Annotated in this window: 14 protein-coding genes; 4 read left to right on the top strand and 10 right to left on the bottom strand. The window is 69.7% G+C overall.

Going from position 1 to position 13,614, the window contains the following annotated elements; genetic code table 11:
- Nucleotides 1-9: 9 nt before the first annotated feature.
- Both ACFV6H_RS01240 and ACFV6H_RS01235 read right to left on the bottom strand, forming a co-directional pair.
- Complete coding sequence (locus tag ACFV6H_RS01240) at nucleotides 10-426, bottom strand: DUF4180 domain-containing protein (protein WP_385537083.1); 417 nt, start codon at nucleotides 424-426, stop codon at nucleotides 10-12.
- Nucleotides 423-851, bottom strand: coding sequence for a helix-turn-helix domain-containing protein (locus ACFV6H_RS01235; protein ID WP_385537080.1), 429 nt, complete (start codon nucleotides 849-851; stop codon nucleotides 423-425). The genes ACFV6H_RS01240 and ACFV6H_RS01235 overlap by 4 nt, the downstream gene beginning before the upstream one ends.
- 248 nt (nucleotides 852-1,099) lie before the next feature.
- Here ACFV6H_RS01235 and ACFV6H_RS01230 point away from each other — a divergent pair, with 248 nt between their 5' ends.
- Complete coding sequence (locus ACFV6H_RS01230) at nucleotides 1,100-1,447, top strand: hypothetical protein (protein WP_384784825.1); 348 nt, start codon at nucleotides 1,100-1,102, stop codon at nucleotides 1,445-1,447.
- A 42-nt stretch (nucleotides 1,448-1,489) separates the two neighbouring features.
- On the opposite strand, the gene ACFV6H_RS01225 is transcribed toward ACFV6H_RS01230, so the two are convergent.
- From ACFV6H_RS01225 to ACFV6H_RS01210, 4 genes are all read right to left on the bottom strand, one after another.
- Nucleotides 1,490-2,143 carry a response regulator gene (locus ACFV6H_RS01225; RefSeq protein ID WP_385537076.1) on the bottom strand — a complete coding sequence of 218 codons (654 nt, stop codon included), beginning with the start codon at nucleotides 2,141-2,143 and terminating at the stop codon, nucleotides 1,490-1,492.
- A gap of 53 nt (nucleotides 2,144-2,196) precedes the next feature.
- Nucleotides 2,197-3,756, bottom strand: a complete 1,560-nt coding sequence (locus tag ACFV6H_RS01220) for a sensor histidine kinase (protein ID WP_385537073.1) — start codon at nucleotides 3,754-3,756, stop codon at nucleotides 2,197-2,199.
- Nucleotides 3,757-3,901: 145 nt separating this feature from the next.
- A complete protein-coding gene (locus ACFV6H_RS01215) occupies nucleotides 3,902-5,122 on the bottom strand; it encodes a Clp protease N-terminal domain-containing protein (protein WP_385537070.1) in 1,221 nt (406 codons plus the stop codon).
- A 154-nt stretch (nucleotides 5,123-5,276) separates the two neighbouring features.
- Nucleotides 5,277-5,861 (bottom strand): hypothetical protein, encoded by a 585-nt coding sequence (locus ACFV6H_RS01210; RefSeq protein ID WP_385537067.1) that lies wholly within the window; start codon nucleotides 5,859-5,861, stop codon nucleotides 5,277-5,279.
- 283 nt (nucleotides 5,862-6,144) lie between these two features.
- On the opposite strand from ACFV6H_RS01210, the gene ACFV6H_RS01205 reads away from it, so the two are divergent.
- The 3 genes from ACFV6H_RS01205 (at nucleotide 6,145) to ACFV6H_RS01195 (ending at nucleotide 10,070) form a co-directional block, all read left to right on the top strand.
- Nucleotides 6,145-7,356, top strand: a complete 1,212-nt coding sequence (locus ACFV6H_RS01205) for a sensor histidine kinase (protein WP_385537895.1) — start codon at nucleotides 6,145-6,147, stop codon at nucleotides 7,354-7,356.
- Complete coding sequence (locus ACFV6H_RS01200) at nucleotides 7,353-8,030, top strand: response regulator (RefSeq protein WP_385537064.1); 678 nt, start codon at nucleotides 7,353-7,355, stop codon at nucleotides 8,028-8,030. Before ACFV6H_RS01205 ends, ACFV6H_RS01200 begins: the two co-directional genes overlap by 4 nt.
- Nucleotides 8,031-8,216: 186 nt before the next feature.
- Entirely contained in the window at nucleotides 8,217-10,070 is a 1,854-nt protein-coding gene (locus tag ACFV6H_RS01195) for a glycosyl hydrolase family 18 protein (RefSeq protein WP_385537061.1), read from the top strand.
- Between the two features lie 89 nt (nucleotides 10,071-10,159).
- Here the strand turns inward: ACFV6H_RS01195 and ACFV6H_RS01190 are convergent, their stop codons facing one another.
- From ACFV6H_RS01190 to ACFV6H_RS01175, 4 genes are all read right to left on the bottom strand, one after another.
- Entirely contained in the window at nucleotides 10,160-10,606 is a 447-nt protein-coding gene (locus ACFV6H_RS01190; RefSeq protein WP_093596797.1) for a DUF2550 domain-containing protein, read from the bottom strand.
- 125 nt (nucleotides 10,607-10,731) lie between these two features.
- A complete protein-coding gene (locus ACFV6H_RS01185; RefSeq protein ID WP_093596794.1) occupies nucleotides 10,732-11,106 on the bottom strand; it encodes a F0F1 ATP synthase subunit epsilon in 375 nt (124 codons plus the stop codon).
- A 120-nt stretch (nucleotides 11,107-11,226) separates the two neighbouring features.
- Nucleotides 11,227-12,678: a F0F1 ATP synthase subunit beta gene (atpD, locus tag ACFV6H_RS01180; protein ID WP_384975922.1), complete on the bottom strand. Its 1,452-nt coding sequence runs from the start codon at nucleotides 12,676-12,678 to the stop codon at nucleotides 11,227-11,229.
- Nucleotides 12,679-13,596, bottom strand: coding sequence for a F0F1 ATP synthase subunit gamma (locus ACFV6H_RS01175; RefSeq protein ID WP_384975924.1), 918 nt, complete (start codon nucleotides 13,594-13,596; stop codon nucleotides 12,679-12,681). It lies immediately after the preceding gene.
- Nucleotides 13,597-13,614: the final 18 nt, after the last annotated feature.

Raw genomic sequence — 13,614 nt, 5'->3', positions numbered from 1 at the left:
GTAGGCGGGTTACGCGGACGGGCCGCCGGCCGAGGCGAGGCGTACGCGGAGGGCCTCGGTGTCGGGTACGAACCAGAGCTGGGTGCCGCGGTTGCTCTCGCGGACGAAGTCGCGCAGTGCGGTACTGGCCTCCGTGTACGAGGTGATGTCACCCACGACGGCAAGCTTCAGGCGGTAGTTGGCGAACTTCTGGACGATGTCCCCCGCCACGCGCGTGCGCAGCCGGAAGAAGTCGTCCGTGAACCGGGCGACCGGCACCGCGGCCCAGGCGGCGCCGTGGTACATCCCGTCGCCGATCACATCGGTCGCGGCGCGCTCGTCGCCCAGCGGAGGGCCGTCGGGCGCGCACATGAGGACGGGCGTGCCGTCGAGGTGCTGGAGTACGTCGGGCACGGGCGGTGTCCCTTTCGTATGTCGGCTGCTCATTGCGGCTGGTCGAGCAGGGTGTTGATGACTTTCAGCAGGTCGGCGGTGGTGTCCAGGGCGCCCAGGACAATGATTTTGAGGGTGGCCCGTTCCTCGTCGTATACGGTCTCGACCCGCAGGCGGTCACTGTGCTGGCTGCCGTCGCGGCTGAGGGCGAGGGCCATGACCGTGTTGGTGAGCCGGGGCATCGCCTCGGGACTGATGGCGTCGATCTGCACAATGCTGGACACCTCGGCATACCGCGTCCGCCGTACGGGCGGGGGCGCGGGGCTCCCGGTGAACGTCTCCAAGTCCTCCCGGGCGATGCGGTATTGCTTCCCGACCCGCGTCGCCTTGAGCCGCCCGTCCCGTACATAGCCCCGCACGGTCTTGACGTGCAGATCCAGCAGGCCGGCCACCTGCTCCACCGAATAGAACTCCCGCACCGCACCCTGCTCTCCGCCGCCACACGTGACTCCCTTTCCTTCCCTAAAGTAACACCTGATGGGACTGGATGGAGAAGTAAAGGGAAGTCACCCGACCGCTCGTCACTCCATGGTGCCCGTCGCACTACCCAACGTCACTCTTTTGGGCTAAATGGCGGCATGCGCGGCTTCTGCCGGAAGAGGGAGGGAATGCCAAGAGCAGCCCAGTAGGTACGGGGCCTGCCGCATCGCCCAAGGAGGGCTCAGAGATGACTACCGACACTCAGGCCGCGTCCCCGGACGACAGTCCGGACCTGCTGACGGCCGAGCCGGAGAGATTGCCGACGAGCGGCGAAAGCGCCGCCGATCAGGCCGCGTTCGTGATGTACATCCGCGCGCACCGGATTTTCCAGGTGCGGGCGTTCATCTCGCAGATCGGCGTCAACAGCGCGGTGCTCGTCTCGCTGACCGAGGTCGACGGCGGTCTGGTCCCCTTCATCGGCAGCGCGTCCATGAAGGTCTACAACGTCGCGCCGCGCCAGGGTTTCGTGGACATCCGGGGCGAGATCGACTGGGACGACGATCTGCTGGTCAGGGTGACCATGTTCGTGGCGTGAATCATCGAACTCCGCACCCGCGCATCACAGTTCGGGCCGTCTTCAGTGGTCGGTGAGCAGGTCCGCGTCGTGGGCCAGGACCGCGGCCTGTACGCGGTTGGCGCAGCCCGTGCGGGTGAGGATCCGGCTGATGTGCGCTTTGACCGTGCTCGCGCTCAGATACAGCTCGTCGGCGATCTCGGCGTTGGACAGGCCGGTGCCCAGCAGCCGCAGCACGCTCCGCTCGGCGGCGGTCAGGCTCTCGACCTTGCGCCGGGCGGCCAGGGTGTCATGGGCGGACCGTACATGCCGTTCCATCAACTGTCTGGTGATCCTGGGTGCCAGCACCGGCTCGCCGCTCGCGGCGAGCCGTACCGCGTGGATCAGCTCGGTGGGACCGGTGTCCTTGAGCAGGAAGCCGCTCGCGCCGACGCGCAGGGCCCGCGTCACGCTCTGCTCCTCACCGAATGCCGTGAGCATCACCACGTAAGTGGACGGCGAGATACGGGCGATGTCCTCGGCGGCGGCGATTCCGTCCCTGGCCGGCATCTGGATGTCGAGCAGCGCCACATCGATGGTCCGGTCCCGGCATCCCGCGACGGCTTCATGGCCGTCACCCGCTTCGGCCACCACCTCGATGTCCTCGGCGTTCTCCAGGATCAGCCGGATGCCGGCGCGCATCAACGCCTCGTCGTCGGCAATGAGGACTCGAATCACCACTTCATCTTAGGGCGGCTTCGTCCCGGACCTGCTCTATCCCCGGACCTGCTCTATCTCAGAGCGGCCATCGTCAGGAGCATGATCAGAAAGGCCGCGGTGGGCAGGATCACGAGCGTGGCCACGCAGCCCGCGCCCAGCACCCGTGGCCAGGTGAGGACCTCGTCCGACAGCGGAGGGCGGGTTCCCGCGTGTGGTGCGCCGCTGCCGCGAGAGGCTCCGGACACGCCGGCGGCGAGTTCGCCCGTACCCGACGGAAGTGTCAACGGGCCTACGGCCAGGGCGATTCCGTCCGGACGGCACGGCAGTACGGCGGCCAGGCGGAAGCCGCCACCGCGCAGAGGGCCCGCCGTGAAAGAACCTCCGAGCAGTGCGATCCGCTCCTCCAGGCCGGCCAGCCCGCTGCGGTTTCCGGCGCCCTGATGACTTCCCGCGCGCGGCGCCTCGTTGGTGACGGAGACCTCGATCCGGCCGAGGTCGTCCCTGACCTCCACTCGTGCGGGCGCGCCGGACGCGTGCTTGAGCACGTTCGTCAGCCCTTCGCGGACCACGCGGTGCAGCGACTGGCGGGTGCGCGGGCCCGGTTCGGCCGTGTCGGGGAGCGACCAGTCGAGTTCGACGGTGACACCCGCCTGCCGGGACTCCGCCACCAGAGCGGTGATGTCCTCGCGTGTCCCCCGGCTCCTCTCGGGCACGGCCACGGGCACCGTCACGGGCTCGGACGTCGACACCGACACCGACACCGCCGCGTCCTCGCGCCGCAACAGGCCCAGGATGTCGCGCAGTTCCTCCATCGCCGTACCGGCGGTCGTACGCAGCAGCTCGGCCTGCCCGGCCAGCGGCGGTGCCTGACGCGCGGCGGCCAGTTCCAGCGCGCCGGCGTGCACAGAGATCAGGCTCAGCCGATGGCCGAGGAGATCGTGCATCTCACCGGCGATCCGGGTACGTTCCTCCAGCCGCGCCGTGGCGGCGGTCAGTGAACGGGCCTGTTCCAGATAGGCGTTGCGTTCCCGCAGCAGACTGACCAGAGGCCGACGCCGGCCCAGCAGTATCCCGGCGAGCGCGGGAAGCAGCACCAGGAGAACGGCGGAGACACCGTTCCCGGCCAGCTCCTCCGCCCAGGCGCCCGGCCGGAACGGGCTTCCCACGACCGTCAGCACCGCGGTCACCGCGCAGGCCGCCCATACGGCGTGCCACGCGCGGCGCGGCGGCGCGATCCGGCGGGTGGCGGGCAGCACGACCAGCGGTACGACCGCCAGCACCCATACGTTGGGGCCGACGAGCAGTGGCGCCGTACCCAGCACCGCGAGGACCGGACGGCAGCGCCGCAAGGGCAGCAGGAACGCCGCGTACAGCGCCTCCAGTACGGCCAGGACGGGCCGGTCCCGGTGCAGCAGCAGCAACGGGATCAGTCCGAGGGCCGCCGTCAGCAGACAGCCCAGCACCTCGGCGGCGACGGTACGGCGCGGAGCACGGCGCAAGGCGGCCCGGCCCTCCGAGGCCTCGCGCCGCAGCGACCGCACCACGTGCGCCGGCCGCACCGACCACATGGCGTGCGCCGTCCCGGACCTCGCACGCGCCCATGCCCGCCGCGTACGCGTACGTCCGGGCACGCGCCTCACCGTCATCCCTGCTCTCGCCCGTAGGTCTTGCCGCGGCAACGGTAGCGTCGGCTGAACCGGCCGGATCATCGCGGGGTCGGCCTCCTTCCGCGGCTCCTCCCACGGTCCCTCCCGCTGTCCCTCCCGGATCGGCCGTTCACGCGCTCAGCCGGAGGCTCAGATCCGCCTTCAGCGCGGTCAAGTCCACGCCGTGCGCGCGCAGTTGTTCCGGAACCGGTCCCTCGGCACCGTCGAGAAGCGCGGTCACGAGGTGCACCGTTCCTACGGCGGGAGCGCCGTGCTCGGCGGCGGTGAGCCGTGCCACGGCCAAGGTCCGCTCGGCCTCGGCGGAGAACGGCACCTCGTCGGACACGGGGAGCGGATCGACGGCGAGAACCGACCAGGTCAGCGACGCCGGGCGCACTCCGTGCGTACGCAGCAGACCGGCGGCCTGGTTGGCGGACACCAGCGCCTCGGGCAGCGACCGTCGGGCGACGGACAGCGCCCGGTCCAGGCCCAGGACCGCCAGCAGCAGATCGACCGGTTCCGCCGCGCTCCGTCCGCACCGTACGGCCTGGCGTTTGGCCTCCACGGACACCGCGAACATGACGGGCGTACCGTTTTCGGTGCTGCCGGACGTCCACGACATCACTTTGCGCGCCAGCCAGTTGCTCCGGTCCTCCAGCAATCCGGACCGGCGCAGGACGGTGACGGCCGCGGACTGCGGCCCGTCGGTCTCCGCCGCGGCCTTGGTGTCGAGCGCGTCCAGCGCGGCGGACGCGGCGGCCGGGTCCAGCCGACTCAGTACGCACGCTTCCCGTGCCCTGGTGCCGGGCAGGTCCAGCAGGGCACGGGCCATATGCCGGGAGTACACACCGGAACATCCCTCCTCGCGAGCGAGCCGGAGGGCATGGAGCAGACAGGCGCGCAGCGCGCCGGACGGCTCGGGCCATACCCGATCGCTCGGCGCGTCGTCCTTTCCCCGGAAGCGCCACGTGGTGTGCCACTGCGCCAGGCGCCAGGCGGCGTCGACCTCGTGCTCGTCACCGGATGCGGCCGACGTGCCGTTGTCACTGCCTTCGTGGCCGGTGTCGCCACCGTCGTCGTCGCTCACCCATCCGCGCCCTGCCCGGCCCTGGATCATCCCGCTCAGCGAGCCGGCCCGCCGCATACCGGGCGCGATCGCCTCACCGGCCGGCGAGTCACCCATGACCAGTGCGGCCAGCAGGTCCTCCGTGCCCACATTCCGGGACTCACGCTTGAGCGCGCGGAACAACACCTCAGCGAGAAGGTCGATGACGTCGGACTCGAACTCCGTCGTCTCGGCATCCGTCGTCTCGGCGTCGATGCGCGTCGTGAGCGGCGGTCGGTTTTCCATCGGGTTCCCTCGGGATTCGGTGTGGCGGTGGCTGCGGTGGTCTGGCCTACGAACGACGCTAGGCGCGCACCTCGTACCGCCGCATCGGCCGACCGGCCATGCTCACCGGCCGACTGGCCATGCTCACCGTCCGATCGGCCACCGCCTCACCGCCTCACCGCTTCGTGATCGGCGACGGGCGCTCCGCAGAGGCCTCTTCGGAGTACGCCGGGGCCCTCTTCGGCCAGATCGTGTACGTCAGGGCGATCACACCGTGGATGCCCACGACCCGGAGGGCCGAGAACTGCCACTCGGTCAGGGATCCGGTGCTGCCGTCGTCGCCCACGTACCAGACCGCGAACTGGAGCAGGCCGATCGCGACGACGGCGGCCAGGACCGTACGGAGCCAGAGCCCGGCCTCGTGGCGGGCGCGGGCCCTGCCGTGGCGCGGCGGCTTGGGCGGGCGCGGCGCGCCGGCGAGACGGTGGGCGGCGTGGCCGTCGATCCATTTGACCGTGTAGTGGCCGTAGGCGACTGTGTAGCCGATGTAGAGCGCGGCGAGTCCGTGTTTCCAGTCGGGCTCGGCGCCGTTCTTGAGGTCGACGGCCGTGACGGCCAGCAGAACGAGCTCCAGCAGCGGTTCCAGCAGCAGTACGGCGGCTCCCAGCCGCCGCATTCCGGCGAGATAGCGCAGGGCCAGCCCGGCGGCCAGCAGCACCCAGAAGCCGACCTCGCAGACGACGATCAGCGTGACGATCACGGACCTCTCCTTCCGGTCCTCTCCAGGCTCCCGGCCGGGCCGCCGAGGCACGTCGTCGTCAGTGAGGAACCGCGACTGCATCCTTCGATGTACTGGGCGCTCCCCCGGGATGGGGACGTCCATGGCCCGGGCGCCGTGTTTCATGGGGAGGGTGAGTGTCTCCCTCCGGCTCCCGCGCCCGTACCGCGACGCCCTGTCCCGCCGCGACGGCCGACCACACGGCGACAGCCGTCCACACCGCGACGCCCTCCCCCGCCGCGTCGGCCGTCCGCACCGCCATGATCTGCTGATCGCCGCGGCCGGGCTGCTCGGCGGTCTGGCGCTGTGGGCCCTCGGGCTGCACACCATCCCAGACACACGCCCGCTGACCGGCGCGTGGGTGCTCCTGCCGGTGGCCGTCATGGCCGGGCTGGAGACGCTACGCAGGACCGCGCCGCGCACAACGGTGTTCGTCGGCACGGTCACGCTGGCCGCCGACCAGTTCACGAGCGGCAGTCTCGCGACAGTGCTGATGTTCACGGACCTCATGTACGCGGCGGTGCTGTACGGAACACCGGCCGCCGCCCGCCGTATCCCCTGGACCACGGCGCTGGTCACGGTCGCGGTGCCGATCGGGCTCGTCTCCTGGATCCACCAGGTGGACGCGCTGCTGATCGGTGTGTTCACCGGGCTGATCAGCTTCGGCCCGGCCACCACCGGCGCTCTGGTGCGCAACCACCGCGACGCGGCCGAGGCGGCACGGCTGCGGGCCGAACAGACCGCCCTGCTGGCCGAGATGGACCGCCGCCAGGCGGTGCTGGCCGAGCGCGCCCGGATGGCCCGTGAGCTGCACGACATGGTCGCCAACCATCTCTCGGCAATCGCGATCCACTCCACCGCCGCGCTCTCTCTGGACGACGAGGCGACGACCCGGAACGCGCTCTCGGTGATCCGGGAGAACAGTGTCGAAGGGCTCGCCGAGATGCGCAGACTGATCGGGCTGCTCCGGGACAACGGCTCGGGCAGTAGCTCGGGCAGCGGCCCGGGGAGTGACGAGACCGTACCGGCCGCCGCGCCCACGCTGCGCGCGCTGGACACACTGCTGGCCCAGGCCCGTACGAACGGCGCCTCCAGCGGCCTCGACTTCACCCTGGACGACCGCCGCCAGGACAGCCACCATGCCGACGCCCTCGCCCTCCCGGCGCCCGTCGAGCTGGCTGCCTACCGCATCGTCCAGGAGTCCCTCACCAACGCGCTCAAGCACGCCGCGCCCGGCACCGTCACCGTCCAACTGGCCCGTACGAAACGGGCGTTGACGGTCCGGATCGACAGCCCGTACGAGGACCGGCCCGGGCCTCGCGCGCCCGGCTCCGGCGCCGGTCTGGTCGGGATGCGGGAGCGCGTGGCGCTGCTGGACGGAGAGTTCGAGGCCGGGCCCGTCACCACCGGTGACAGCGGCAGAATCTGGCTGGTACGGGCCGAACTGCCCGTCACGGAACGACGAGGTACGGCATGACCATCCGCGTCCTGGTCGCCGAGGACCAGTCGGCGGTACGCGCCGGTCTGGTGCTCATCCTCCGCAGCGCACCGGACATCGAGGTCGTCGGAGAGGCCGCGGACGGCGAGGAGGCCGTCGCGCTGGCCCGTGAACTCCGCCCCGATCTGGTGCTGATGGATGTGCAGATGCCCAGGCTCGACGGCGTGTCGGCGACGCGGGCCGTGGTCGCGGAAGGGCTCGCGGACGTTCTCGTACTGACCACCTTCGATCTGGACGAGTATGTCTTCGGCGCGCTGCGCGCCGGGGCCGCCGGCTTTCTGCTGAAGAACGCCGAGGCCGGCGAATTGCTCACGGCGGTACGGACGGTGGCCCGCGGCGAGGGCCTGATCGCGCCGGCCGTGACGCGCCGGCTGATCGCCGAGTTCGCCGCGCCGACGTCCGTACGAGCGCCCGGCGCGGCCAGGACCGCGGCCGATCCCGGCCTGCTGAACAGCCTCACCCGCCGGGAGCGCGAGGTGCTCTCCTGTCTCGGTGAAGGACTGTCGAATGCCCGGATCGCCGTACGCCTGACGATGGCGGAGGCTACGGTGAAGACCCATGTGAGCCGGCTGCTCGGCAAGCTCGGCCTGCGCAGCCGGGTCCAAGCGGCGGTGCTGGCACAGGAGTTGGGAATCCGGTCCGACGAGCCGTAAAGCCCTTGGGACAAATTCCGGAACGCCCAGTTCCGCGGCCCGCTCCACCGCACCTTTGGTCTGGACCTATTGACGAGTGGTCCAGACCTTCCTACTCTCACCGCACACGCTGCGGTGAGCCGTCGCAGGGTGAGCAGTGCACGGACCCACCCCCCGCTTTGTCCGGTACTCACCTGAGGAGCACGCTTGAACATCCAACCCGCCCTCCACAGAACGCGATTCAGATCGAAGGCTGTCGCGGGCCTGACCGCGCTGCTGCTGCCGCTCGCGGCCCTGGTCGGACTGGCCACGCCCGCGGAGGCCGCCGCCTCGGCGACCGCCACCTACGCCAAGGTCTCCGACTGGGGCACGGGCTTCGAGGGCAAGTGGACGGTGAAGAACACCGGCACCACCAGCCTCAGCTCCTGGACGGTGGAGTGGGACTTCCCCTCCGGCACCGCCGTCACCTCCGGCTGGGACGCCGACATCACCGGTTCGGCCAACCACTGGACCGCCAAGAACAAGTCCTGGAACGGGACACTGGCCCCCGGCGCCTCCGTGAGCTTCGGCTTCAACGGCAGCGGTGCGGGAGCACCGTCCAACTGCAAGCTCAACGGCGCCTCGTGCGACGGCGGACCGAGCGTCCCCGGCGACAACCCGCCCTCGGCTCCCGGCACGCCCACCGCGAGCAACATCACCAACACCGCGGTGACGCTGAGCTGGACGGCGGCCACCGACGACAAGGGCATCAAGAACTACGACGTCCTGCGGGGCGGCACGAAGGTCGCCACGGTCACCGGTACGACGTACACCGACTCCGGTCTGAGCGCGGGCACCGACTACTCGTACACCGTCCAGGCGCGTGACAGCGCCGACCAGACGGGCCCGGTCAGCGGCGCCCGCGCGGTCCGCACCACCGGTGGCGGCGGCACCGACCCGGGCCCCGGCGGCAAGGTCAAGCTCGGCTACTTCCCCGAGTGGGGCGTCTACGGCCGCAACTACCACGTCAAGAACCTGGACACCTCGGGTTCGGCGGCCAAGATCACGCACATCAACTACGCCTTCGGCAATGTCACCGGCGGCAAGTGCACGATCGGTGACTCCTACGCCGACTACGAGAAGGCGTACACCGCCGACCAGAGCGTCGACGGCGTCGCCGACACCTGGGACCAGCCGCTGCGCGGCAGCTTCAACCAGCTCCGCAAGCTGAAGGCCAAGTACCCGCACATCAAGGTCCTCTGGTCCTTCGGCGGCTGGACCTGGTCCGGCGGCTTCGGCCAGGCGGCGCAGAACCCGGCCGCCTTCGCGCAGTCCTGCTACGACCTGGTGGAGGACCCGCGCTGGGCCGATGTCTTCGACGGCATCGACCTGGACTGGGAGTACCCGAACGCCTGCGGTCTGACCTGTGACACCAGCGGCCCGGCCGCGTTCAAGAACATGGTGCAGGCCATGCGCGCCAAGTTCGGTGCCAACTACCTGGTCACGGCGGCCACCACGGCGGACGCCTCGCCCGGTGGCAAGATCGAGAAGACCGACTACGCGGGCGCTTCCCAGTACCTGGACTGGATCAACGTCATGACGTACGACTTCTTCGGCGCCTTCGCCGCGCAGGGCCCGACGGCTCCGCACTCCCCGCTCACCTCGTACCCGGGCATCCCGCAGGCAGGCTTCAACTCCGCCGACGCGATCGCCAAGTTCAAGGCGCAGGGCGTGCCGGCCAACAAGCTGCTGCTCGGTATCGGCTTCTACGGCCGCGGCTGGACCGGAGTGACACAGGACGCGCCGGGCGGCAGCGCGACCGGCGCCGCGCCCGGTACGTACGAGGCGGGCATCGAGGACTACAAGGTCCTCAAGAACACCTGCCCGCCCACCGGCACCATCGCGGGCACCGCGTACGCCAAGTGCGGCAGCAACTGGTGGAGCTACGACACCCCGGCCACCATCGCGACCAAGACGGCCTGGGCGAAGCAGCAGGGCCTGGGCGGCGCGTTCTTCTGGGACTTCACAGGAGACACGGCGAACGGCGAACTGGTGACCGCGGTCAAGAACGGCATCGGATAACCAGCGGCACGGCATGAGTGAGGGGGCGGCGCCCGAGCGCCGCCCCCTTCACCATGTCCGTACGTACGAGCACCGGCGCAAGCCCCGGCTCAGGCCACATTCACCCGCTGCCCTGGCGGCGCCGCCTCCAGCCAGGCGAGAAAGCCCGTCAGCGCGTCGTCGCTCATGGCGAGTTCCAGCCGGACACCGCGATGCGCGCAGCCGAGAATGACCGCGTCGGAGAGCAGTGCGAGCTCCTCCTCGCCCTCGGGCGCCCGGCGTGCCACCACCTCGATGGAGGAGCGCTCCAGGGTGCGGCGCGGGCGCGGAGCGTACGAGAAGACACGGAACCAGTTGATCCGGTCGCCGTTGTAGCGGGCGACTCCGTACACCCAGCCCTTGCCCGAGAGATCGGGCTCCTCCGGCACATTCCAGCGCAGACTACAGTCGAACGTCCCGCCGGAGCGCTGGATCAGCCGCCGGCGCAGACCGAAGACGAAGAGCCCCACCGCAACCAGTACGACGACCAGTCCGCATACGAGCAGAGCGAGGACCATCAACACCGACCTCCTCGCCTCATTCAGTACCGGAACAGAAATCGCACCTGCATCGCCTCAGCCGCGACCCGGTCTGGAGAGTCCAGCCAGGGCCGCGGCTGAGGGTAGAACCGTTGTGACAGGGCTCAGCGCACCGCCACCGCACGCAGCCGGACATCGGCGCGCCGCTCGGCGGCGGCATCCTCGTCCGACTTCGCACGTTCCAGCGCCAGCTCCGCGCGCTGGGTGTCGATCTCGTCCGCCAGCTCGGCGATCTCCGCCAGCAGCGAGAGCTTGTTGTCGGCGAACGACAGGAAGCCGCCATGCACCGCGGCCACCACCGTTCCGCCGTCGGTCGTACGGATGGTCACCGGGCCCGACTCCAGCACACCGAGCAGCGGCTGGTGACCGGGCATGACGCCGATGTCGCCGGACGTGGTGCGCGCGACGACCAGGGTGGCCTCGCCGGACCAGACACTGCGGTCCGCGGCGACCAGCTCGACATGCAGCTCAGCAGCCAAGGGTGGCTCCTCGGGTCACCACCCGGCCGTTCGGCCGGGTGTTGGGCTTGATTCTATGGGTTGTCGTCGGGAGCGTCGGAGGGGGGCGGGAGGAACCCGCCCCCCTCCATGAACAAGGGCTCAGGAGATGCCCAGCTCCTTGGCGTTGGCCTTCAGGTCCTCGATGCCACCGCACATGAAGAACGCCTGCTCGGGGAAGTGGTCGTAGTCCCCGTCGCAGATCGCGTTGAACGCGGTGATCGACTCGTCCAGCGGCACGTCCGAACCGTCCACACCGGTGAACTGCTTGGCGGCGTGGGTGTTCTGCGACAGGAAGCGCTCGACACGGCGGGCACGGTGGACGACGAGCTTGTCCTCCTCGCCCAGCTCGTCGATACCGAGGATCGCGATGATGTCCTGGAGGTCCTTGTACTTCTGGAGGATTCCCTTGACGCGGCTGGCCGCGTCGTAGTGGTCCTGCGAGATGTAACGCGGGTCCAGGATCCGGGACGTCGAGTCCAGCGGGTCGACCGCCGGGTAGATGCCCTTCTCCGAGATCGGACGCGACAGCACGGTCGTCGCGTCGAGGTGCGCGAAGGTCGTGGCCGGGGCCGGGTCGGTCAGGTCGTCCGCGGGCACGTAGATCGCCTGCATCGAGGTGATCGAGTGACCACGCGTCGAGGTGATGCGCTCCTGGAGCACACCCATCTCGTCCGCCAGCGTCGGCTGGTAACCCACCGCGGACGGCATACGGCCGAGCAGCGTGGAGACCTCGGAACCGGCCTGGGTGAAGCGGAAGATGTTGTCGATGAAGAGCAGCACGTCCTGCTTCTGCACATCGCGGAAGTACTCCGCCATGGTCAGCGCGGAGAGCGCGACGCGCAGACGCGTGCCCGGCGGCTCGTCCATCTGACCGAAGACCAGCGCGGTTTTGTCGAGCACGCCCGACTCGGTCATCTCGTCGATCAGGTCGTTGCCCTCACGGGTGCGCTCACCGACACCGGCGAACACGGAAACACCATCGTGCAGATTGGCCACACGCATGATCATTTCCTGGATGAGGACGGTCTTGCCGACGCCCGCACCACCGAACAGACCGATCTTGCCGCCCTTGACGTACGGGGTCAGCAGGTCGACCACCTTCAGACCGGTCTCGAACATCTCGGTCTTGGACTCGAGCTGGTCGAAGGCCGGGGCCTTGCGGTGGATCGGCCAGCGCTCCGTGATCTGGGACTCGGCCTCGGGCAGGTTCAGGATCTGACCGAGGGTGTTGAACACCTTGCCCTTGGTCACATCGCCGACCGGTACGGTGATGCCGTTGCCCGTGTTGACCACCGTGGCCTGGCGGACCAGACCGTCGGTGGGCTGCATCGAGATGGCGCGGACCAGTCCGTCGCCCAGGTGCTGGGCGACTTCGAGAGTCAGCGTCTTGCGCTTGCCCTCCTCCGCCGGGTCCGCGACCTCGACGTGCAGGGCGTTGTAGATGTCCGGCATCGCGTCGACGGGGAATTCCACGTCGACGACCGGGCCGATGACCCGGGCGACGCGGCCCGTGGCCGCGGCCGTCACAGCATTCTCGGTAGTCGTCGTCATTTACCTGTCACTCCCCGCGGTCGCGTCGGCCAGGGCGCTTGCGCCTCCGACGATCTCGCTGATTTCCTGGGTGATTTCGGCCTGGCGGGCCGCGTTGGCACGCCGGGAGAGGCTCTTGATGAGCTCCCCGGCGTTGTCGGTCGCCGACTTCATCGCGCGCCGGGTGGCGGCGTGCTTGGAGGCGGCGGCCTGCAACAGAGCGTTGTAGATACGGCTCTCGACATAGCGCGGCAGCAGGGCGTCGAGGACGTCCTCCGCCGACGGCTCGAAGTCGAAGAGCGGAAGGATCTCGCCCTTCGCCGCGGACTCCTCGGCCGTCTCGCCGAGGCTGAGCGGCAGCAGCCGGTGCTGTACCGGCGTCTGCGTCAGCATCGAGACGAACTCGGTGAAGACGATGTGGAGCTCGTCCACGCCGCCCTCGGCCGTGTCCTGCTGGACGGCCTCGATCAGCGGCGCCGCGATCTTCTTGGCGTCCGCGTACGTCGGATTGTCGGTGAAGCCGGTCCACGACTCCACGATCCTGCGCTCGCGGAAGCCGTAGTAGGCGACACCCTTGCGGCCGACGATGTACGTGTCGACCTCCTTGCCCTCACCACGGAGCCGCTCGGTGAGCTGGTCCGCCGCCTTGATGGCGTTCGAGGAGTAGCCGCCGGCCAGACCGCGGTCGCTCGTGATGAGCAGGACCGCGGCACGGACCGGCGTCTCCGCCTCGGTGGTCAGCGGGTGCTTGGTCGTCGATCCCGTCGCCACCGCGGTGACCGCGCGGGTCAGCTCGGTCGCGTACGGCGTGGAGGCCGCCACCTGGCGCTGCGCCTTGACGATGCGCGAGGCGGCGATCATCTCCATCGCCTTGGTGATCTTCTTGGTCGCGGTGACGGATCGGATGCGACGCTTGTAGACCCGGAGCTGGGCTCCCATGAGTCAGGTCCCTTCCGT

The sequence above is a fragment of the Streptomyces sp. NPDC059743 genome (assembly GCF_042732975.1).
Taxonomy (GTDB): Bacteria; Actinomycetota; Actinomycetes; order Streptomycetales; family Streptomycetaceae; genus Streptomyces.
This window is presented reverse-complemented; position numbering and strand designations above follow the sequence as displayed.